The sequence below is a fragment of the Pseudorhodobacter sp. E13 genome, assembly GCF_003991405.1.
In the GTDB taxonomy this organism is placed as follows: domain Bacteria; phylum Pseudomonadota; class Alphaproteobacteria; order Rhodobacterales; family Rhodobacteraceae; genus Pseudorhodobacter.
In genome coordinates, this window is record NZ_RPEN01000138.1 from 20679 (window position 1) to 39412 (window position 18734).

An 18734-nucleotide genomic window follows, 5' to 3' on the forward strand; every position below is an offset into this window, starting at 1 on the left:
TAAAGGGGGTGTCAGGGTTGGGTCCAACATCGCCCAGGTTTCCCCGCGCCTAAAACGCAGGCGAGGCCGTTGGTTTGCCGCACGATAAGGGTCCACGTGCCTTGCGGGGCGGCATAGACCGCGACCTCCTGGCCGAGCTGCTTGCCGCGACCAACGAACACCGGGGCCTCGCCATAGCGCGTGGTCAGGGCAGATTGCAGGTCTGGCCACATGAGGCAGGTGGCCGCGAAAGCCTTATGGGCCATCAGGACAAGGCCGATGACCAGCATCAAACCGCAGATCAGCCAATAGACAAAATCGCGCATCAGAAGCTCCTCAATTTTGCGGCAAGATTGGGAAAGCGATGATGGACAGCAGCGGCGATGGCATCGCGATAGCTGAAGGCAACGTAGAGCGCGAAGATCAGGCCCAGCCCGAGCGCGATCTCGCCCACATAGGGCAGGCTCGTCAGGGCTTGGTCCGCGCCGCTGGCCGTGGCCGTCCCCGCCACCGTCGGGGCTGCCGCCGCCGGAATGGCTTTGGCGCGCGCGTCCAGCATCCGTTGCAAGGTTGACAGAGTGGCACGACCAATGATGCCGTCGACGGTCAAGCCGTGATCGCGCTGGAAGGCGCTGACCATTTCAATCGGGATGACACCGCTATGCGGCCCCGCCAGATAGCCCAAACGGCGGAAGCCCTCCTGTGCGGCTGCCTTGTCGCCATTCGTGGCGTGGATTGCCCAGATAGCCGCCGACGAAACGGGTTTCGGCGGTGGCACCGGATATTTTGCATCAAACAGCATGTCGCATTCGCGGGCGCGCCGATGCACAAGCCCCGGCAGCACCTTGCCGCCGCCTTTGTTCCAAGCGATCAGGCGCTCGGTGATGACAGCTCGGCGGGCCTTCTCGCGCCACGATTTGACCCATGTCGCCTTGCCGATGGCCCCGGTGTTGAAGTGGAAGCCCACGCCTGCATCAAACTCATGCTGCTTGGCGCTCGGCATGGCGCGGCTGACCGCAGGCTCATAATTGCGGCGCAGTGCCTTTTGCAGAAGGCTTCGCGACTCGGCCTTGGAAATGACCATCCCGGCCTTTGGCTTCACAACGCCCGAGGCCGCTGTCAGCCCGACTCCAATGGTCCAGACGCCTGCCGGGCAGCGATAGGCGCGCAGCACCTCGCCCTCTTCATGGATAAGGCCCTCTTCGCCTTGGGCGCTGGTTTGCATTGTGCTTCCCCGGATTATTGCTGGGGACTTCCCCCGCGGTCATGGGGCCAAAATGCCCTGCGCGCGCGAAGCGATTAACCCACAAGGGTTTGCCGGGGGGGCTCGCTAGCTTTGACGTAGAGGGCGGATTCCCGACATTCGCTGCGGGTGCGAGATCAAATCGCATTTTGAAGCAAAGCAGACTTCATCGCTAGTGACTTTCGCTGGATTTCTCAGGGTGCTCAGATACATTGAAGCTGATTGCACGCTGAGATTGAGCGCGCAGATAGAAAACGAGGTAATTGAATGGGCGATACTGAAGTCCAAGATGAGAGTATTCGAATTGCGCATCTGACGATGCTGCAAGGAGTCATCACAAGGATGGGGGCAAACTCATTTACACTCAAAGCTCTTGCTGCGACTTTTGGGAGTGCTGCTGTCGCTGTCATGGCCACCGCGGAAACGCCGTCGCCATATTATGCGGTTGCAGCCGTAGTGCCGATGATCATTTTTTGGCTCATGGACGCGCAATACTTGCGCCTCGAGCGAGCCTATCGGAAGCTCTACGATCATGTGCGAAAAGGGGAAGAGATCGAAGCTTATAGTCTCGAAGCAACACCGTTCATGAAGGATACATCTTCAGTTATTCGACTGGCGCTGTCGTGGTCGGTGAGTTGGTTTTATGTTGCGATTTTCCTGTCATTAGGCGCAGTCGCGTCTTTGATATTTTGCGTGGCGTAAATGGCTAGTATCTTTGGGGCTATCCCCGCTCAAACGGCTAAGCGCCGGGTTTTCTTTTCCTTCCATTACCAAAACGACATTTGGAAGGTTAACCAGGTTCGCAATTCGTGGCGATACAACCACGAGAACACGCGCGTGTCGGAGGGATTCTTTGATGGCAGCATTTGGGAGAGTTCCCGGCGAACAGGGCCGGAATCTCTCAAAAACCTTATCCGCGAGGGGATCAAGAACACTTCCGTGACTTGTGTTCTCGTTGGCACGGCAACGTATGAGCGCCGATGGGTTCGCTTTGAACTCGCCAGATCGGTCGTCAAAGGAAACGGTCTGTTGGCCGTGAAAATCAACCTCATGGGAAATCAGCAAGGATATGTTTCCCAAGAAGGGCCTAATCCACTCGACTACATGGGCGTCTACAACGCAGGTGGCGCGATACGCCTAGCAGAGATTAAGGCTGGGAAATGGGTGAGGTATGAGGACTACACTCAAGCGGTGGAGCTTCCTGCCACATGGATCAAGCCGCACGACAATAACGTGATTAGGCTGTCTCGCTATGCCGGATCGTATTGCTACAAGACGCAGAACGGGGGTGCCAATTTTTCGTCTTGGGTGAGGCAAGCTGCCTCTGATGTGGGAAGGTAGCAATGATCGATCAGTCTTCTATTCTTGCTTATTCAAGTCGCGCCGAAGTTCGGAAGTCGGAGCGTATTGTCGAGGAAGCGCGTCAGGCAGGAAAGCAAACAGCCTTTCTATCTCATAGCCATAAAGATTCGACATTGGCCAAAGGCCTTCAAGGGTTCCTTCAGTCCAAAGGCTGGCATGTTTACATCGACTGGGAAGACATGACGATGCCATCGAAACCCAATCGTGAAACGGCGCAGAAGATCAAGGAAAAGATCAAGCGTCTTGATTGGTTCTTTTATTTGGCAACAGCCAACTCGGCTTCGAGCCGATGGTGTCCGTGGGAGATTGGATACGCGGACGGCGTGAAGGATATCGACAAGATCGTGATTATTCCGACCCGCGACAGCGCGGGCTGGAATCATGGGAATGAATACTTGGACTTGTATAGGTATGTGGATGTTGCCCAGAGCGGGGGCTATGGCCTTTTCTACCCAAATAACCGTGGCATGTTGCTGGAGAATGTTCGGCGCTAAGCCTTCCAACCGACCGCCCACAAGCCCTGAACAGCGCTTACTTAGAAAAGTGGCTACAAAGGCGGGCGGGTCACCCCATATCCTTGTGAATAAGATTTGGAAGAGGGATCGTAATAGTGCTTTTATCAACCGCGGAAGACTTGGCGATATTTACACAAGAACTTCAAAAAGAGACCGATCGCGGTCTTCCATTGGTGGCAGCCGCGCTGATTGATGAGTTGCTTTCAGACACACTGCGCAGCTTCTTCATTGAAAATAGCACGCATGACAAGTTGTTGAATGGAGCCACGGCACCGATCAGCACAATGTCTGCACGGGTGAATTTATGTCATGCGCTTGGATTAATCGACGACTATGAGAAATCAGAGTCAGAGCTAATAAGGAAAGTGCGCAATCGCTTTGCTCATGCTCGACATGGTCTTTCGTTTGACGATGATGCAATTAAAGGGCTTTGTTCCAGCTTTTCGAGCCCATTGCCTGAAGGAGACGCATATCCTGCTCACACGCCACGGTTCCGTCTGATAAACTCAACGATTTGTGTTGTGCTTAGACTCTACCACAGAGCTGACTGGGTGGCGTTAGAACGCCGCAAATCTAAGGTTTGGGTTGAGCCGGATTTTACGCGTTGGCGATCTACAGAGGAAGAACCCCCAGCAAAAGGCGAAGTTGTATTGGGGCTTCATCCACAGCAGGTCAGCCTAGTTAGATACGGCACCAAGCCAGAGGAATGAGAGTTGTGCTGCATAAGTCATGAATGGCCGCTTTCAGGATGGGTTACGACTGTGTCACATGACAAAATAAACGGCAGCTTCTGGCCGAAACCTATAGAAGTCTAAGCTGCCTGTGATCATCGCGCTGTATCTGTTGATCATTTTGCTTCAGAAACCGCCGGACGGTTACATCCGTCACATGAAGCTTGCGCGCGATTTCTGACACTGAGGTCCCCTGAGTGCGCCATACAGATGCGATCCACGGCTTGCCGGTTGGTATCCGGCGTGGCAGGCAATCAAGCGCTTCGGCAAGCGCTCGGGCGCGATCCATCCCGACCAGCTGAACCAAACGGGACCGCGCGGTCGGATTGGCAGACAAGTAGAGCTCGGCCCCGCCAAAGGCCAACAGGAACTCGATAGCGAGATCAACGCCCAAGACGCGAACGTAGGGCTCCAAGTGGGCTGGCGGGCGCGGGCTATTGGTCATCCGGCACCCGCTTTGGAATTTGGACGGTTCATGCGGGGCGTTGTATCCAGTATCGTCACGATAACCGGCCCGTCTGGGCCTTTGCCCACCACAAAGCGATGCCCGTCGATCACGACTGCCGATGCGCCGGGCAGCAGTGCCTCGGCGGCGCGGCGCTCCATGCTCTGGCGCAGCGCCTCGATCTCGAAGCCGCCAACGCGCTCCAGATAGCGCAACACGGCATGATCTGACACGGTCAACGGCTTCGGCTTAGGCGTCAAGGTCCACCCCCACCCGTTTGCACATGGCTTTCAGCGCCTCGATTACGGTGGCGATCTGTTTCCAGTCCCTCATCTGGTCGATATCGAGCGGGGCCGCGCCCCACGCATCACCGAACCGCTTGCGAATGAAGCCATTGAGGCCAGCTGCCCCTTTCGCATCGACTGCTCCGGCCCGGTGCAGCTTGCCCCAGAGCAAGTGACAGAAACGAAGGTCGGCGCGCGGTGCCGCAGCCCGCCGCCCGTTGGTCGCCCGCCCGCCCGAAGGCTTGAAGCCGCGCGCCTTCATCGCAGCCACAACCTTTTCCAGCTCGGCCTCGGTCATATCAGCCAAGCTGGCCTTGCCGGTGGCAACAAGCTGCAGGTCGTGGCGGGTGTCGGCGTCCAGCCCCAACTCCCGCGCGCCGACATGGATCAGCTTTTTGAGGGCGAGGGTCATTGTTTACGCCTTCGCCAGATCGATGGTCACGGCTTCCCACGCACCGTCGCAGGTTTCGCGGCGGTAGCAGCGGACATAGGTCTTGGAGCCGACCACGCGCATCGCATCGCGGATGGCCTTCATGGCCCGCTGCCAGCGCTGGTCTGCGATTTCCAGCCGCAGCAGCATGAAGATCTCCGAGCGGTTGATCTGGCCTTCCTTGTCGGTGTTGAAGGCGCGGGTCACGATGGCGCGGATTTCATCGCGCGCGCCCTCTGCCCATTCGTTCAGACATTCATCGACCAGTGCCTTGGCGATCTGCAGCTCGGGGCCGAACACGATATTGTCGGCAACCTGCACCTGCACTTTGAACAGCCCGTCATGGGTCATCAGGGTTTTGTTGCCTTTGGCCCCGCCGATGGTGGCTCGGTATTCCTGCGCCAGCAGCGCCTCGAAACCGCCGATGTCGTCAAAGGTGTGCTCTTTGAACCGTGAAACCTGATCGGACAGGGCAACAGCATAACCCATGACTTTGCGGACAAGTTCATCCTCCAGCAGCGACTGCGGCTTGATCAGGCTGGTCGGGATCAACCCGCCTTTGCCATCGCGCATGTATTGCGTTTCGCCGACGGTAACGCGGCCAGAGGGGATCGGGGCGGGGGTGAATTCAGACTGCATTGTCGTGGTCCTTTTCGGAAAGATTGGTGTTGATCACGGGCATCAGGCGACCGGCCTCCCATGCTTCGGCAAGAGCGCGGAAATAGGGAGCGCAGGCCGCAGAGTGATGGGCGCTGCGAAGGGCTGGCATCTCGGCATGGCGCTGCAGTTCCAGCAGGCGTTCCGCCAAGGCACAGTCGGGCTTGTATCCGGGCAGCTTCATTTGCGGCCCTCCATTGCATTGACGATCAACCGCTCTGGCACCGGCCCACCGGGCGGCACCGGCACAAGGCCAAACAGCGCCAGCATCCCTGCCATGGCCTCCACCTCGTCGGCGGTGACCAGCGTCACACCGCGATGGCCCAGCGTGTCGACCTTGCCCAAGCCGCGCGCGGCGCGCAGGGTCAACTCCTGCAATGTCAGGCGGGTCACGTCAGCCATTGGTCCGCCCTCCGTCATCGCAGAGCAGGCCCCGCACCGCGCGGCGGGCTTCGGTGTCAGACAGGGTTTCGGCCCCTAGCACCGAGGCAGCTGTCAGGACACATATCGCCAGCGCTTCGATATCGGCACGGTTGGCGTCAGGATCGCGCATCAAGCGGCGGGCAAGGGCAGCACCCTGCCGCTCGGCCCGGCCTGCCAAGACGCTATGCTCCAGCATCTGGGCCGTCAGAACCTCGAGGCTTTTGGCATAGCCTTGGTCGGTCTCGCAGCGCTGGTTGATGCGGTTCAGGCTGTTCATCACGCTGGTCGGGTCACGGTCACCAGTGCAGGCGCCGATCTCGGCATAGGACAAACCGCCAAGCGTCGACAGCAGCCATGACAACTCATGCCGGGGCCAGACAATCGCACCGCAGCGATTGTTCAGGTCCACGACGCGGGAAATGTCGATCCGGCGCAGCGCGGCATAAGCTTCGATGATCTTGCGCGGCTCGATCACGGGCGTCGGGGAAACAAGAGCGTTCATTCTTCACCGCCTTTCTGGTTGCGCGGGCAAGCCTTGCAGGCCGCAAACATGCGCGAGCGTTGCGAATTGGTGGGCACGAACTCGCGCGCCTTTTCGCGCCAGTCCTGGCATTCGTTCGCGGGGAGGTCACCAAGGGCCGGGCAGCGAACGCGGGCGTCCAGAAACACCCCACGAAACCGCTCTTCAAAGGCGGTTAAATTGCCGGGGTATTTGTTGCGCAGCACTTGGCTGATCAAGGCGCTGGAGCGTTCCAACTCTTTTGCCACGGCGTTCTGGCTAGAGCGCCCGCATTCGATGGCCAGCGCTTCGACCCAATCGGGGATGGCGTCACCCCAAGCGGCGCGGGCTGTGGTCAGTGGCGTGGTCTGGGTCATAGGTTGCCTCCCAATACGATGGTTTCGCCGCTATTGGGGTCGACCAGTGCCGCTACCCGTTTGGTGACCGGGGCTTGCGGCCCGGTCTCGTTGACAAGCCGGTAGATGGCCTCACGGTTGACCGAAGGGCTTGCTGGCCTGACGACGGACAAATAACCCGCCGACAAAAGCGACCGGCAATAGGCCCCGGCATGGGTCTGATCGACCGAGACGGTTTCGGTTGTGGCATGGGCCGAGAGGTCTGAAGGCGTGAAGGACCGCAGGCGGCGCATTGCCGTCCACATGTTCTCTGCCGGGGTGCGCTGGCGCAAAGGTTCGGGCCGCACGAAATCGGCATAGGCGCGGAAACGGCAGCGGTTGTTGCCGCGCCCTTCGCTCAACTGCTCGACCGCGCCTTCCTTCAACCAGCCGCGCACGAAGCGGGTGGCCTGCTCATGCGAAACTTTGAGACCGACGGCGATCTCGGAATAGCCGAACTCGCCCAGCCGCAGGGCAATCGCCCAAGCCGCCTCTGACATCGCCAGATAGTTCTTTGCGGTGACCGCGTGGACCTTGGGGCGCTTCATGCTGCAAACCCCCGGCGGTGACTGCGCGAAACCAGCCCGCGCGGGGCGGGGGCTTCGCCTGTGTGGAAGCTTTCGGTTTTCCATTCATCCATGCCCAGCGACGAGACACCCCGGCGGGACGCCACCTCGCGCACATGGGCGAGGTTGGTAGACATATTGCGCAGGCTCCCGCGTGACGCGGTCAACAAGGCTGCCTTCAGCTGCGGCGCGATGGTGACACCGCGCGCATAGATTTTCGCCAGATGATCAAGGTCGACGCTGGTCGCCTCTTCCATCCCGACCCATGACAGCACCCGGCTATGGACCCGGTCCCATTTGCACAGCTTCTGCGGCAGCTGCTCCTCGCCCATGAAGATCAGAGGCGCGTTGCTGATGTCGTGCAGGCGGCGCAGGATTTCGATGCACTTGTCTTTCAGGATCGCATCGGCTTCGTCGATGATCAGCACCCGCTGCGTCTGGGCCAGATGCTGGGCCGCTTGCGTGAACAGCGCCTCGGTTGTCCGTCCGGGTTTCAGGCCCAGTTCGGTCACGATCATCGAAAGCATGCCTTTGACGCCGCCGATGGGCATTACCTCCACATGGCAGGCATTCAGGCTGTTGGTCGCGTAGATCGCGGCGGTGGTTTTCCCAAGCCCCGCGCGCCCGTAGCAGCAACCCAATCCGGGCAGCCCATACTCGCGGCTTTGCAGGCGTTTGATCATCTGGGCCAGCCGCGCCACATTGGCGAGCGGTGCAATCCCATTGTGCGCTGTCGATTCTTCTGTCATCCTCAACTCCTAAGCTTGTCTTTGCCGCCGGTAGGCCCGCCAGCCTCCGGCGGATTTTTCATCCGAAATACGCGTCCCCGAAATCTTCCCAGAGCAACCGCTCGGTCTGATATTCGGTGCTGGTCTGGTAGACGCTCAACCAGCGTTGCTGCTCGACGGTCACGTCACCGCCCCCGTCCAGAAGTCGTTCCATCTCCAAAGCCCGCGCAAAGCGCTCCCTTGCGGTTTCCTCGGTCTTTGCAGGGGCATTCCGGCGCGCGGCCAGATCAGCCACGACAGCGGCCTGCGCCTCTACCAAGTCGGGGCTGGTGGCAGGAGCCAGCGGGGCGCGCGCGGCCTTGGCAGGGTTGGGGGCCGTGCCGAACACCGCCCGCACCACTTTGGCCTCGGGCTTGGGCAAAGATGCCTCTGACTGCGCGGCCAGATCGTCTAGGCTTTGCCCGATTTCCACGGCGGTCAGTTTGCGCGATGCGTCCAGTGCAGCGCGCTCGGCATTGAGCCAGGCACGACGGGCGCGGGAATGCGCGCGGGCCTCATCGGCATCAAAGAACCCAACCTTCTGGCGCACAGGCGCATGGCCCAGATAGCCGCCATCGGCACTGTAAACATGCAAACCGTCCCAGAAATTGACCGGGTCAAAGCGGACGACAACGCGCTGGCCCGCAAGGCTTTGCATCCAGTCTGCCCAGAATTCGTTGCCCTGAAACCAGACCGCGCCAGTGCTGCTATGGGCGCGCAGGCCCTCGGCCCCCAGAAGCCACAGCCGCTGCTGTGCTTCGGTCGCCTTGCGAATAGGTTGGGTCGCATAGCTTTCGTCAAAGACCTCGGCAAAAGACCGGCCCCAAGCCACTTCCGAACGCCGCCCTTGCCGGGTGTTATGCTCCTCAATTCCCTCGGCGAGAACGGTCAGGAACTGCTCAAGATCAACCGCCTTGGAGCCGTAGTTCTCGGGCTTGGCATCTGGGCGGTTGCCCGTATAGGCCCCGGCAAAGCGTGGGTCCTTGGAAATGCTGGAACACATATCGCGGAAGGCCCGTTCAATCGGCTTGGACTGGCCGCTATAGGGGGTGGCCCAGTGGATTGTGCAACCCAGCGCGGTGAACAGCCCCGGAATGTCATCTTCCTTGACCTTGAAGCGATAGCGGGTGGACGCGCCACCGGTGATCGACTTCGCGGCGAACTCCCGCCCGTTATCCAGCAACACATGTTCCGGGATGCCCCATTCGGAAATCATATCCCCGGCACAGAGCAACACGGCGGTGCTGTTTGGCGAGACGTCCACACGCCACGCCAGAATGCGACCGGAATAGATATCCTGAAACGCCACCATCTGCGGACGCAAAATCTGGCCCGGCTCGTTGCTGCCGAACGGCGCGGGCCAGCGCACGAACACGTCGAATTTGTGGAAGTCGGCATTGACCGCCTGCAGCGCATGCAGACAGGTTTTGTCGCGAACCTGCACCGGATACATTCGCTTGACGGCATCGACGCCTTTGCGGGCCAGAACCTGCGTGGCTTCAGACACCGCCGCATCCATGCGCCGCCGCATCGTGCGTTCTGGCAATACGTCCCAGCCTTGGGCCTTGGCCACCCGCAAGGCGCGGCGATAGCAATCGGTGAAGGGCGGGGCTTCCAGCCGCAGGAAATCGCCTTTGATCTGGTCAAAGAACTCGGGCGAGCAATCCTTGACGCCCGGCTTCTTGCCGCTGTCGGCGCGGTGACGCGGGGCCAGATAGGCAAGCCGATCATCCGGGCGCACCCCTTCGATCAGCGAAAGCCAGTTCCAGATCGTGCGCGCGGCGATCCCTTCCAGCCGTGCAACCCCCATGACAGCCATATGCCGCCCAATGGCAGGCTCCAGAGCCTCGACCTTTTGCAGGATCAACAGGCGCACCTGTGCCTTGTCCTTGACCGCTTGGGGCAGGGTTTCGAACCATGCCCAAACATCATCGCGCGCGGGCTTGGCCGCTGTCTTGGACCCGGCCACATCTTGCAACAGCTTGCGCTGTGCGCGTGACGGGAACAGCAACCAGCTATACTCCCAGCCGCCACCGCGCCCTGACCGCCGCCGCGCCAGTGTCGGGTTGCAGCGCCAGCCCATGCGATCTGCATGCGCGTTGATATTGCGCTTCGTCCCCGGCAGGTCGGGCAAAGCCGCCTCGGCGATCTCCTCCGCCGTCCACCAGATGCGTTCAGGGGTCAGGGCCTCGGTCATTGCTTGGACGCCTCCGCAATGGCCTCGGCATGGTCATCCACAAAGCGCCGCTTTGCGGCCATCGGCGCGCGCGCCCATGCGGCAGAGAGCGCTTTGAACGCCTCTTCAACCGGGTCTTTAAGGGTCGGTTGAACACCGTTTGCGGCAGCCTTGCGCAGCCGGATCGCTTCGCCGATCCGCTTGACTTTGCCCGCTGCGAAAAGCTCCACCGCGTCATAGCGCGCGGCAGGGTCTGCCTTGGAAATCTCCATAAGGTCGGCCAAAGAAACCGCCTGCGGTGCAGAGCGCAGGATTTGCACATCCTTGGGCGACATTTTTGAACCGGCAGAAATCATCCGACGCACATGACGCTCTGACAGACCGAACTTTTCGGCGGTCGCGGCGGCGAAGGATCGAACGGACATTGTGTCCGTTTGATTTTTGAAGTCTGGGCTTTTGCGGTCTCCACCCTGTTTAGCTTCAGGGTGCAGCCGCTCATAGACTTCCTTGCGCCGTGCCAAGAAAATCGCGTTGTCCAGCGCACACATCTCCGCCCCGGCAAGGTTGTCGTCGATCTCCATCAACTGTGCCCAATCATCGGTCACATCGGTCCAGACCTTGGCCTCGATTGTCTCCCAGCCCAAACGCTTCGCAGCCTCCAGCCGGTGACCGCCCGCGATCAGAGCCATCACCCCGGATTTCTTGCGCCGCAGATGGATAGCGTCTTTCATGACCCCGGTTTCAGCGATGGATGCCAGCAGGCTTTCCACACCAGCCTCGCTGATAGGGCGCAGGCGGTTGCTAACTTCGATATCCGCAACCGGGACTTGCCCGACGCTTTGCAAAACGGGGGCCTTCATTTCCGCACCGCCTCTTCCAAGTCACGCAGCCAGAATTCCGCCGCCAGCAGGTGCTCACGCAGATTTGCCACGTCATCGTTGGAAATTTCTTTGCCATCGGCCTCGCGATCCGCGACGTCATTTGCCAAGGCGTAGAGCTGCCGAGCGCGGGCGCAGAAGGTGGAAACTGTTGTTTTGATCTTTGGGTCTCTGGTCATATCGCTCATCCGAACTTTCTGGCTGGTATGGACGGGCGCACTGATTGCTCGCCGCTGCTGATGTTGCGGCAATGCGGGCAAAGCCGGTTATGGATGCCTTCGGAATGGAAGTCATTCGCGCAGCGCAAGCAGGGGCGCGGCCCGCGCTTTGCGGCCTTGTCGGCCTCTGCCTCCAGTTGGTCGCGCAAGGTTGCCATCTGCCGCTTGAAGGGGGATGGGCCGCCGCGCCGTGCGCCAAGATCATCGACAACGACATAGCCAAGCCCCGCCACATGCCGGATATCGAACAGGCCGCCGCGCTTTTTGGGTGTGTTGATATTGGACATCACACCCTCCCGAACTGGACGTCGAGAAACGCGCCAATATCGTTCAAATGCCCGCGCCGGGCCATCGCCTCCAGCGTGTCGATCAGCTTGTCGACCGCCTCTACGTAGACACGGCGCGCGCCATTGCGTTCGGCAACGCTGGGCGCATTGTGCATGGCAGGGCGTGCTGTCAGCGCGGTGTCGACAAGGCCAAGCACATCCAGCCAGCATTCATGCGGGGATTTCTCAACAGGTGCGATCATTTCAGCACCTCGCCCAGAAACAGGACGCAAGGCACAATCGCGGACAAAAAGGCGATGCCCAGCAGGTCGGCGAAAATGCTGTCCTCCAGCCGGTCAAGGGCTTTCAGGATACGGGTGAACATGGGTCAGCACTCCTTTTCGAATTCAAGGCGGTAAAGGTCATCGGCATGGGCATCGACCTGCGCCATCGCGGCAAAGATCAGGGCCAAGCCTGCAGGTCCGGTGAGGCTGCAAAGCAAAGCCACGGCCAGATCGGCGCGGGCGGCGTCAGGCAGTTTCAGGAACTGGTCGGGGAGGGGTGCGGTCTGGGCCATTATGCGGCCCTCCGCTTGCGTTTCGGCGCGCGGGTTGAGGGGCGCGGCACAGCCTCAGGCCATGCAAGGTCAGCGGGCCAGTTCTCATCAAACCAGCCCATGACGGCGTTATAGGTGTCAACGCGGCAGCCAGAGCTGCCTGCGAGTCTTTCGAAAAACCGCGAGTGCACCCCGACGCGCGCGGCGACGGTGTAAAGGCTCTTGCCGATGTGATCGGCATAGGCGGTTCCGAGGATAAGGGGCCATTCGTTTTCCATGCCCTTTTCTAATTCTTTTTACATATACAATGCAACTTCTTTTTACATAGTTTTGGAAACAGTGTGTCGCCACGTAGGGAGGCTTGTGCAATCCGCGCGTTTCGCTGTATTTTTACATAATGGAAAACTCAGAAACCCTTTTGCAGAAGATCGAAGCTAGGCGGCTTGAACTTGGTCTTAGCCAGACTGAAGTCAGCCAGCGTGCCTTTGGTAAATCGGACAATTCAGCGATCTCGAACATGAAAAGGGGCTCCTCGCCCAACTTTGACAGAGCAAGCCAGCTTTGTGCTGCACTGGGTTTGGAGCTCTATGTTGGACCTCCCCGCGAATCAGGTCCGGTAGAACAACTGCTCCTCGAAGGCACTGACTTCGCGCCGGTCCACCGCCTCGATGTTTGCCTCTCAGCTGGCCCCGGTGCAGAGAACGGAGATCACGCGGTTGTCGAGACCATGGCCTTCCGCCGCGACTGGTTGGCAAAGATGAACATTGCACCCAGCGCCGCAGTGCTTGTCAGGGTGGCGGGTGACAGCATGCAACCTGGCCTGCACGATGGCGATATGGCGCTTGTCGACACCGCGCAAAAGACGATCCGCTCGGGCCAGATCTATGCCGTCACCGACATCGACGCGCGCACCCTTGTAAAGCGGGTCGATACCCTGGGCGGGGAGGGGCTTTTGCTCCGATCCGACAACCCCGAATTCGCGCCCATCATCCGATTGGGCGATGAAGCAAACAACGTGACCATTCACGGTCGCGTCGTCTGGTCGGGGCATGTGTGGGGTTGATTTTAAAGTAATGCTGAGGAGCGGTTCATGAAGTTGTTTGCCATCGGTTCAATTGCCCTTACCACGGCGCTGTTTTCCTCTCCGTCATTCGCGAAAATGACCCCAAACGAGACGGTGGCGGCCTGTTTGCAAGCGCTCGAATCCGGGAATGGTGCTGCAGCCCTGGAAGCCGCGGAACTCATCAAAGAATGGCGGGGCGGTTCAGACAAGCTGATTGAGCAGGCCGCCAAGTGCATGGCCGAAGCGCTCCCGGAGCCTTGGACTTATCACCGCGCCGCCAAGATGTTTCGCCCTTCGTCTGAAGTCGCAATTCCAAACGAAGTATGGGCCGAAGAACGACGCAAGGCCGAGGAAGCCGAAAGGCAAAACAACGAACGCGCAGCTGCTGACGCAAAGGCCAACGCCGATGCCGAAGCGTGGCGCGAAGCGAATGAACGCCGGGTCCGCATTGGAACGATGACTGCCTGCAGAAAGCTTCTCAAAACATCGCCAGACGCGGCTTTCCTCAACCCGCTCTGCGTCGACAGCTTTCTCCGGGACGGTTTGCCAGAAAGCTAGAAACACCTCCTCCGCCGAGGCGGCAATACAGATTGATCGGGTTTCCCAAAGTGCCAATTAAAAACTTCCTTTCCAAAGTCCAAAGCATCTACGCCACCGACAACGCCACCGAGCATTCCTATCGTTCCGCCTTCGAGACGCTGTTTGCAGCCCTCGGCGTTACCGCCCTGAACGAACCCAAGCGCGTGAAATGCGGCGCGCCGGATTTTATCATCTCAGACGGGGAACTCGTGATCGGCCATGTGGAGGCGAAAGACCTCCACATCGGCATCCGCGCCATGAAGGACAGCAACAAGGAACAGCAGGAGCGCTATAAGGCCGCTCTGCCCAACCTTATCTATACCAACGGCCTTGATTGGGATTTCTACCGCGATGGCGTTCTGACGGCCTCTGTGACCATCGCGGACTACCTGATGGGCATAACCCCCAAGCCAGACCAATATGAGGCGCTGGAAAACCTGCTCCGCGACTTCATCGCCCAGAAGCCTCAGACCATCACCAGCCCCCGCGATCTGGCCGAGCGGATGGCTGGCAAGGCCAACCTCATCAAAGACGTGTTGCGCAAAACACTGGCCGATGATCCAGCCGACCAGAGCGAACTGCTGGCCCAGTATCAGGCGTTCAAGGAAAACCTGATCCACGACATCACGCCAGAAGATTTCGCGGATATCTACGCCGAAACCATCGCCTATGGCATGTTCGCGGCCCGCCTGCATGACACCACACTGGACACGTTCAGCCGCCAAGAGGCGCTGGAACTGCTGCCCAAATCGAACCCCTTTCTGCGGTCCCTGTTCGGCTATGTGGCGGGGCATGACCTGGACGAACGGATCGTCTGGATCATCGATGATCTGGCGCGGGTTTTCCAAGCCTGCGACGTGGCCAAGATCATGCACGGCTTCGGCAAGCTGACCGGCCAGAATGACCCGTTCCTGCACTTCTACGAGACCTTCCTCGCCGCCTATAACCCGTCCAAGCGCAAGGCGCGCGGCGTTTGGTATACACCAGAACCCGTGGTCAACTTCATCGTGCGCGCTGTGGATGAGGTGCTGCAAAAGGAATTCGGCCTGCCCGACGGCCTCGCCGATACTTCAAAGGTCACTATCGACTGGGACACCGGCCAGACCGACAAGAAAGGCAAAGCCCAAACCATCAAGAAGGACGTTCACCGCGTCCAGATACTTGATCCAGCGACAGGCACCGGCACCTTTCTGGCCGAGGTGATCAAGCAGATCGCACCAAAGATCAAAGGCGTCGCCCCCGGCATGTGGTCGAAATACATCGAGGATGACCTCATCCAGCGCCTGCACGGGTTTGAGCTGCTGATGGCCTCCTATGCCATGTGCCACATGAAGCTTGATATGATCCTGACCGAGATGGGGTATAAACCCACTGGCAACCCGCCGCGCCTCTCGGTCTATCTGACCAACAGTCTGGAAGAAGGCGAACCCGCCAATCAGGCTCTGCCTTTCTCGCAATGGCTGTCGCGCGAGGCCAAAGGGGCCAACACCATCAAGCGCGACATGCCCATCATGTGCGTGATCGGCAACCCGCCATATCTGGGCGAGGGAGGCGTATCCGAAGGCTGGATCGGCAGCCTGATGGACGATTACAAGAAAGAGCCGGGCGGCAAGGTGAAGCTGAAAGAACGTAACCCTAAATGGCTGAACGACCTCTATGTCAAATTCATCCGGCTGTCGTCACACCTGATCGAAAAGAATGGTGAAGGCGTCTTGGGGTTCATCACCAACCACGGCTATCTGGACAACCCCACCTTTCGCGGGATGCGTTGGCACCTGCTGAAAACCTTTGACAAAATCTGGGTACTGGACCTGCACGGCAATGCCAAGAAGAAAGAAGTCACACCCGAAGGCAAGCCCGACAAGAATGTTTTCGACATACAGCAAGGTGTGTCGATCATCATTGGCGTCAAAAAGAAGGGTGGCGGTAAGGGCCTAGCCGAGGTCATGCAAGGTGATCTGTGGGGGGCAAGGGCCGCAAAATACGAAGCGCTGGAAAAGGCGAGCCTTAGTGCGCCTCTGTTCGAGAAACTCGACAGCCCCGCGCCACAGCATCCGTTGGTGAGGCGGGATTTCGATATTTTCAGCCGGTATGAAATCGGCTTTAAATTGGTGGATTTCATGCCGCTGAATGGCACCGGAATTGTCACGAAACGCGACAAACTCACGGTTCATCGGACGCCCGATGGTGTTCGTCAAGCGGTGAAAGACATGATTAATCTTCCGGAGGCCGATGTTCGAACGAGATACAGTATACCGGCGGATGTCCGAGACTGGCGATACGATTGGGCGCGCGCTGATGTCACCGAAAACGCAACGACGTTTTCAGTCCCAACGATAGCTTACAGGCCTTTCGACACTCGATATATTTACTATTCAGGTCGATCACGCGGCTTCGTCGGCTGGCCTGTCCCAAAAATCATGAGACACATGCTGGCAGGCCAAAATTTTGGAATTGGCACGGCGCGAAGTAACAAGAACCCCCAAGTAGATCACTTTTATTGTGTCAATACGATCATGGAAACTAAGTGCGCAGAAAGCAGCACACAGTCGGCGCTCTTCCCTCTCTATCTCTACCCCGATGATCAAGACCTAGACCAAACCCGCCGGGTGAATTTCGACGCCAAGCTTTACAAGCGCCTGCAAAAATTGGCGGCGCACCCTGACAAGGGCATACCGGACGAGCTGGCCGTCTTTGATTATATCTATGGCGCATTGCACTGCCCCGCCTACCGCGAGACCTATGCTCAGTTTCTGAAAATCGACTTCCCCCGCATCCCGTGGCCCAAGACACCGGATGAATTCTGGGATGTCTCGGCCAAGGGGACAGAGCTGCGCAAACTGCACCTGATGGAACCCGCCGCCATTGGCCAGACCCCGTTCCCCTTCACCGGCGACGGCGACAACATGGTGGACAAGCCCCGGTTCGAAGCTGGGAAAGTCTGGATCAACGACAGCCAGTATTTCGACAGCGCTCCCGAGGTTTCATGGGGCTTCTACATCGGCGGCTATCAGCCCGCCCAGAAATGGCTCAAGGACCGCAAGGCCCGCGCCCTGACCTTCGATGACGTGAAGCACTATCAGCGCATCCTGAAAGTCCTGCATGAGACGGATCGCGTGATGAAAACGATCACGATGGACCTTGCCTGAGCAAGTTGCGCGCGGCCCCCGCTGTGCTTGCCTGCGGGGGCGCGCGGCCCGGTTTTGCTATGTCCGTTCGAAAAATCGCATCCCAGTTCGCGCTGCGATCCGGCCTTGCCCTCAAAGGTCTAACCCTTTGTTTTCATAGGCCGGATTGCCTTTCTGGGATGATGGAAACAAACTTTACGCCCATCATCCCAGTTCCGCGCGGCAATTTCCGCCCGACAAGCGCCTCTGCCTCGGCTTCAATCCCCATTTAATCGCTATTTTACGGGCGTTTAAACGCTGCCTCGCTTGCACCGGCCCAAAACCGTCTCCGGCCCTCATCTGGGCTGAAAGAGTCCGATAATGCCCCTTATGCAAATCCAATGATGCAACCTCATGCAAAGGGAATCGCCATCATAACCCTTTGTTTATCGGCCTTTTTCAGAGCTTCCCGATTGTTCCCACTTATTCCCGCTTTTCCTGCAGATATCGGTGTCAACGCACAGCCACTGTGGCTCGCCACGCAAATTTGCAGGGTTTGACAACCAAAGTTGCAGCAGCGCGATTTTAACCATCCGTCTGGCAGATTGATATCACCCCCTCCGTCAGCAGCCTTACGCCCAAAGGGGCCAGCGCCCGCCGCCACAATTCGCTCGCCGTCTCATTGGGCAATACTTGCACTTGATCTTGCAAGCGCCGCCCGCCCGCCACAACGACCGGGCCGCCGTCGATGGCTTCGGTCAGCCAATAGACGCTGCCGCCGGTGATCCGCCGGCCCGCGTCCAATGCGTCTTGGACGGCGCGACGGCCCTTGAAGGCGGGCAGGAGCGAGGGGTGATAGCCGATGGCCCCGAGGCTTGCCCAATTGATCACCCAGGGCTCCACGATTCGAAACGAATGCGCGCAGACGATCAGGTCGGGACGCCACGGGAAATCCATCGCCATCAGCGGCACGGCGTCAGGTTTGACCCGGTAAGGGACGCCCAAATCTTGCGCCATTTGGGCGGCCTTATCGTCGGGTTTAACGGCGATTAAAGCCGCCGTTAAATCTTGGCTGTGGAGCCGCTTCAGCACCTCCGCGCCAAGCCACCGTGTTCCGATGACCATTACTTTTGCCGCTGCCTTATTCGACATAACGAAACCCCTGCACTGCGCGGAAATGACCGCCGAAGCCACCAGTGCCGGCGTTGCCGTCCCAGCCGTTTCGCTTTGCGGCGGCCTGCAAAGAGCCCACACTCGGCTTGCGGTTCCCCCCGTAGAGCGAGGCCGATATCTGTGCCCAAAGCGGATCGCGACGCAGCGCCTCACAGAGGCCCGGATGAGACGTATGAAAGAGCATCGGCATGGGCTTGTGATACCGGTTCACGCCGCGCCGCCAGAGCGCAGAAACCTCATTGAGGAAGCGCAAGCCAAGCCCGGCCCCTTGCCATTCCGGCATGATCACAAGGCGACATCCCCGCGCTTCCTTCATGCCCGGTCGGGTGGATACGCAGAGATGCGCGACTGGCGCGCCGTCGACGAAGCCGACGTAATAATTGGCGGCAACCATGCGCGGCAGCTTCAGGTAGTGATGCGGC

At 59.2% G+C, this 18734-nt stretch carries 28 protein-coding genes and 1 pseudogene; 7 read left to right on the top strand and 22 right to left on the bottom strand.

Annotation, left to right across the window (positions count from 1 at the left end):
- Positions 1-11: 11 nt before the first annotated feature.
- Positions 12-305 (bottom strand): hypothetical protein, encoded by a 294-nt coding sequence (locus tag EGN72_RS02480; RefSeq protein WP_127045071.1) that lies wholly within the window; start codon positions 303-305, stop codon positions 12-14.
- Positions 305-1204, bottom strand: a complete 900-nt coding sequence (locus EGN72_RS02485) for a peptidoglycan-binding protein (RefSeq protein WP_127045072.1) — start codon at positions 1202-1204, stop codon at positions 305-307. The genes EGN72_RS02480 and EGN72_RS02485 overlap by 1 nt, the downstream gene beginning before the upstream one ends.
- Before the next feature lie 285 nt (positions 1205-1489).
- Between EGN72_RS02485 and EGN72_RS02490 the strand changes: the two genes are divergently transcribed.
- The 4 genes from EGN72_RS02490 (at position 1490) to EGN72_RS02505 (ending at position 3809) form a co-directional block, all read left to right on the top strand.
- Positions 1490-1924, top strand: coding sequence for a hypothetical protein (locus EGN72_RS02490; protein WP_127045073.1), 435 nt, complete (start codon positions 1490-1492; stop codon positions 1922-1924).
- A complete protein-coding gene (locus tag EGN72_RS02495; protein WP_127045074.1) occupies positions 1925-2563 on the top strand; it encodes a TIR domain-containing protein in 639 nt (212 codons plus the stop codon).
- Positions 2564-2565: 2 nt separating this feature from the next.
- Positions 2566-3078, top strand: coding sequence for a toll/interleukin-1 receptor domain-containing protein (locus tag EGN72_RS02500; protein ID WP_127045075.1), 513 nt, complete (start codon positions 2566-2568; stop codon positions 3076-3078).
- Positions 3079-3194: 116 nt separating this feature from the next.
- The gene (locus EGN72_RS02505) at positions 3195-3809 is read left to right on the top strand and encodes a transcriptional regulator (RefSeq protein WP_127045076.1); all 615 of its coding nucleotides are present in this window, start codon (positions 3195-3197) and stop codon (positions 3807-3809) included.
- Positions 3810-3900: 91 nt separating this feature from the next.
- Here EGN72_RS02505 and EGN72_RS19415 read toward each other — a convergent pair whose 3' ends face one another.
- The 18 genes from EGN72_RS19415 to EGN72_RS02590 are packed head-to-tail and all read right to left on the bottom strand — an operon-like array spanning position 3901 to position 12668.
- Positions 3901-4275, bottom strand: a complete 375-nt coding sequence (locus EGN72_RS19415; RefSeq protein WP_127045077.1) for a helix-turn-helix domain-containing protein — start codon at positions 4273-4275, stop codon at positions 3901-3903.
- On the bottom strand, positions 4272-4535 hold the full coding sequence (locus tag EGN72_RS02515; protein ID WP_127045078.1) for a hypothetical protein: 264 nt from the start codon (positions 4533-4535) through the stop codon (positions 4272-4274). The genes EGN72_RS19415 and EGN72_RS02515 overlap by 4 nt, the downstream gene beginning before the upstream one ends.
- Complete coding sequence (locus tag EGN72_RS02520; protein WP_127045079.1) at positions 4525-4971, bottom strand: regulatory protein GemA; 447 nt, start codon at positions 4969-4971, stop codon at positions 4525-4527. The genes EGN72_RS02515 and EGN72_RS02520 overlap by 11 nt, the downstream gene beginning before the upstream one ends.
- A gap of 3 nt (positions 4972-4974) precedes the next feature.
- On the bottom strand, positions 4975-5628 hold the full coding sequence (locus EGN72_RS02525; protein ID WP_127045080.1) for a DUF3164 family protein: 654 nt from the start codon (positions 5626-5628) through the stop codon (positions 4975-4977).
- Positions 5618-5830, bottom strand: coding sequence for a hypothetical protein (locus EGN72_RS02530; protein WP_127045081.1), 213 nt, complete (start codon positions 5828-5830; stop codon positions 5618-5620). The genes EGN72_RS02525 and EGN72_RS02530 overlap by 11 nt, the downstream gene beginning before the upstream one ends.
- Positions 5827-6048 carry a hypothetical protein gene (locus EGN72_RS02535; RefSeq protein ID WP_127045082.1) on the bottom strand — a complete coding sequence of 74 codons (222 nt, stop codon included), beginning with the start codon at positions 6046-6048 and terminating at the stop codon, positions 5827-5829. The genes EGN72_RS02530 and EGN72_RS02535 overlap by 4 nt, the downstream gene beginning before the upstream one ends.
- Positions 6041-6571: a hypothetical protein gene (locus EGN72_RS02540; protein ID WP_127045083.1), complete on the bottom strand. Its 531-nt coding sequence runs from the start codon at positions 6569-6571 to the stop codon at positions 6041-6043. The genes EGN72_RS02535 and EGN72_RS02540 overlap by 8 nt, the downstream gene beginning before the upstream one ends.
- Positions 6568-6945 (bottom strand): hypothetical protein, encoded by a 378-nt coding sequence (locus EGN72_RS02545; protein ID WP_127045084.1) that lies wholly within the window; start codon positions 6943-6945, stop codon positions 6568-6570. Before EGN72_RS02545 ends, EGN72_RS02540 begins: the two co-directional genes overlap by 4 nt.
- A complete protein-coding gene (locus EGN72_RS02550; protein ID WP_127045085.1) occupies positions 6942-7511 on the bottom strand; it encodes a hypothetical protein in 570 nt (189 codons plus the stop codon). The genes EGN72_RS02545 and EGN72_RS02550 overlap by 4 nt, the downstream gene beginning before the upstream one ends.
- Positions 7508-8278: an AAA family ATPase gene (locus EGN72_RS02555; protein ID WP_127045086.1), complete on the bottom strand. Its 771-nt coding sequence runs from the start codon at positions 8276-8278 to the stop codon at positions 7508-7510. Before EGN72_RS02555 ends, EGN72_RS02550 begins: the two co-directional genes overlap by 4 nt.
- A 58-nt stretch (positions 8279-8336) precedes the next feature.
- Entirely contained in the window at positions 8337-10493 is a 2157-nt protein-coding gene (locus EGN72_RS02560) for a transposase domain-containing protein (protein ID WP_127045087.1), read from the bottom strand.
- A complete protein-coding gene (locus tag EGN72_RS02565) occupies positions 10490-11332 on the bottom strand; it encodes a ParB/RepB/Spo0J family partition protein (protein WP_127045088.1) in 843 nt (280 codons plus the stop codon). Before EGN72_RS02565 ends, EGN72_RS02560 begins: the two co-directional genes overlap by 4 nt.
- A complete protein-coding gene (locus EGN72_RS02570) occupies positions 11329-11538 on the bottom strand; it encodes a hypothetical protein (RefSeq protein ID WP_127045089.1) in 210 nt (69 codons plus the stop codon). Before EGN72_RS02570 ends, EGN72_RS02565 begins: the two co-directional genes overlap by 4 nt.
- On the bottom strand, positions 11535-11855 hold the full coding sequence (locus EGN72_RS02575; RefSeq protein ID WP_127045090.1) for a hypothetical protein: 321 nt from the start codon (positions 11853-11855) through the stop codon (positions 11535-11537). The genes EGN72_RS02570 and EGN72_RS02575 overlap by 4 nt, the downstream gene beginning before the upstream one ends.
- On the bottom strand, positions 11855-12097 hold the full coding sequence (locus EGN72_RS02580; protein WP_127045091.1) for a hypothetical protein: 243 nt from the start codon (positions 12095-12097) through the stop codon (positions 11855-11857). The genes EGN72_RS02575 and EGN72_RS02580 overlap by 1 nt, the downstream gene beginning before the upstream one ends.
- Complete coding sequence (locus EGN72_RS19550; protein WP_255417409.1) at positions 12094-12219, bottom strand: hypothetical protein; 126 nt, start codon at positions 12217-12219, stop codon at positions 12094-12096. Before EGN72_RS19550 ends, EGN72_RS02580 begins: the two co-directional genes overlap by 4 nt.
- Before the next feature lie 3 nt (positions 12220-12222).
- A complete protein-coding gene (locus EGN72_RS02585; protein ID WP_127045092.1) occupies positions 12223-12411 on the bottom strand; it encodes a hypothetical protein in 189 nt (62 codons plus the stop codon).
- Entirely contained in the window at positions 12411-12668 is a 258-nt protein-coding gene (locus tag EGN72_RS02590; protein WP_127045093.1) for a hypothetical protein, read from the bottom strand. The genes EGN72_RS02585 and EGN72_RS02590 overlap by 1 nt, the downstream gene beginning before the upstream one ends.
- Positions 12669-12787: 119 nt before the next feature.
- On the opposite strand from EGN72_RS02590, the gene EGN72_RS02595 reads away from it, so the two are divergent.
- The 3 genes from EGN72_RS02595 to EGN72_RS02605 are packed head-to-tail and all read left to right on the top strand — an operon-like array spanning position 12788 to position 17181.
- Positions 12788-13453, top strand: a complete 666-nt coding sequence (locus tag EGN72_RS02595; RefSeq protein ID WP_158623117.1) for a helix-turn-helix transcriptional regulator — start codon at positions 12788-12790, stop codon at positions 13451-13453.
- A gap of 27 nt (positions 13454-13480) precedes the next feature.
- Positions 13481-14011 (top strand): hypothetical protein, encoded by a 531-nt coding sequence (locus EGN72_RS02600; RefSeq protein WP_127045095.1) that lies wholly within the window; start codon positions 13481-13483, stop codon positions 14009-14011.
- Between the two features lie 50 nt (positions 14012-14061).
- Positions 14062-17181: a type ISP restriction/modification enzyme gene (locus EGN72_RS02605; protein WP_127045096.1), complete on the top strand. Its 3120-nt coding sequence runs from the start codon at positions 14062-14064 to the stop codon at positions 17179-17181.
- A 543-nt stretch (positions 17182-17724) separates the two neighbouring features.
- Here the strand turns inward: EGN72_RS02605 and EGN72_RS02610 are convergent.
- Positions 17725-18291 carry a formyltransferase family protein gene (locus tag EGN72_RS02610; RefSeq protein WP_127045097.1) on the bottom strand — a complete coding sequence of 189 codons (567 nt, stop codon included), beginning with the start codon at positions 18289-18291 and terminating at the stop codon, positions 17725-17727.
- A pseudogene (locus EGN72_RS02615) lies at positions 18281-18734 on the bottom strand (ABC transporter ATP-binding protein); the annotation flags it as partial. The pseudogene EGN72_RS02615 and the gene EGN72_RS02610, both read right to left, overlap by 11 nt.

Bases quoted from the DNA above. Each gene is read 5' to 3' on its own strand.
- EGN72_RS02480 (WP_127045071.1), bottom strand. From the start codon at position 305: ATGCGCGATTTTGTCTATTGGCTGATCTGCGGTTTGATGCTGGTCATC.
- EGN72_RS02485 (WP_127045072.1), bottom strand. From the start codon at position 1,204: ATGCAAACCAGCGCCCAAGGCGAAGAGGGCCTTATCCATGAAGAGGGC.
- EGN72_RS02490 (WP_127045073.1), top strand. From the start codon at position 1,490: ATGGGCGATACTGAAGTCCAAGATGAGAGTATTCGAATTGCGCATCTG.
- EGN72_RS02495 (WP_127045074.1), top strand. From the start codon at position 1,925: ATGGCTAGTATCTTTGGGGCTATCCCCGCTCAAACGGCTAAGCGCCGG.
- EGN72_RS02500 (WP_127045075.1), top strand. From the start codon at position 2,566: ATGATCGATCAGTCTTCTATTCTTGCTTATTCAAGTCGCGCCGAAGTT.
- EGN72_RS19415 (WP_127045077.1), bottom strand. From the start codon at position 4,275: ATGACCAATAGCCCGCGCCCGCCAGCCCACTTGGAGCCCTACGTTCGC.
- EGN72_RS02520 (WP_127045079.1), bottom strand. From the start codon at position 4,971: ATGACCCTCGCCCTCAAAAAGCTGATCCATGTCGGCGCGCGGGAGTTG.
- EGN72_RS02525 (WP_127045080.1), bottom strand. From the start codon at position 5,628: ATGCAGTCTGAATTCACCCCCGCCCCGATCCCCTCTGGCCGCGTTACC.
- EGN72_RS02530 (WP_127045081.1), bottom strand. From the start codon at position 5,830: ATGAAGCTGCCCGGATACAAGCCCGACTGTGCCTTGGCGGAACGCCTG.
- EGN72_RS02535 (WP_127045082.1), bottom strand. From the start codon at position 6,048: ATGGCTGACGTGACCCGCCTGACATTGCAGGAGTTGACCCTGCGCGCC.
- EGN72_RS02540 (WP_127045083.1), bottom strand. From the start codon at position 6,571: ATGAACGCTCTTGTTTCCCCGACGCCCGTGATCGAGCCGCGCAAGATC.
- EGN72_RS02545 (WP_127045084.1), bottom strand. From the start codon at position 6,945: ATGACCCAGACCACGCCACTGACCACAGCCCGCGCCGCTTGGGGTGAC.
- EGN72_RS02550 (WP_127045085.1), bottom strand. From the start codon at position 7,511: ATGAAGCGCCCCAAGGTCCACGCGGTCACCGCAAAGAACTATCTGGCG.
- EGN72_RS02555 (WP_127045086.1), bottom strand. From the start codon at position 8,278: ATGACAGAAGAATCGACAGCGCACAATGGGATTGCACCGCTCGCCAAT.
- EGN72_RS02560 (WP_127045087.1), bottom strand. From the start codon at position 10,493: ATGACCGAGGCCCTGACCCCTGAACGCATCTGGTGGACGGCGGAGGAG.
- EGN72_RS02565 (WP_127045088.1), bottom strand. From the start codon at position 11,332: ATGAAGGCCCCCGTTTTGCAAAGCGTCGGGCAAGTCCCGGTTGCGGAT.
- EGN72_RS02570 (WP_127045089.1), bottom strand. From the start codon at position 11,538: ATGAGCGATATGACCAGAGACCCAAAGATCAAAACAACAGTTTCCACC.
- EGN72_RS02575 (WP_127045090.1), bottom strand. From the start codon at position 11,855: ATGTCCAATATCAACACACCCAAAAAGCGCGGCGGCCTGTTCGATATC.
- EGN72_RS02580 (WP_127045091.1), bottom strand. From the start codon at position 12,097: ATGATCGCACCTGTTGAGAAATCCCCGCATGAATGCTGGCTGGATGTG.
- EGN72_RS19550 (WP_255417409.1), bottom strand. From the start codon at position 12,219: ATGTTCACCCGTATCCTGAAAGCCCTTGACCGGCTGGAGGACAGCATT.
- EGN72_RS02585 (WP_127045092.1), bottom strand. From the start codon at position 12,411: ATGGCCCAGACCGCACCCCTCCCCGACCAGTTCCTGAAACTGCCTGAC.
- EGN72_RS02590 (WP_127045093.1), bottom strand. From the start codon at position 12,668: ATGGAAAACGAATGGCCCCTTATCCTCGGAACCGCCTATGCCGATCAC.
- EGN72_RS02595 (WP_158623117.1), top strand. From the start codon at position 12,788: ATGGAAAACTCAGAAACCCTTTTGCAGAAGATCGAAGCTAGGCGGCTT.
- EGN72_RS02600 (WP_127045095.1), top strand. From the start codon at position 13,481: ATGAAGTTGTTTGCCATCGGTTCAATTGCCCTTACCACGGCGCTGTTT.
- EGN72_RS02610 (WP_127045097.1), bottom strand. From the start codon at position 18,291: ATGTCGAATAAGGCAGCGGCAAAAGTAATGGTCATCGGAACACGGTGG.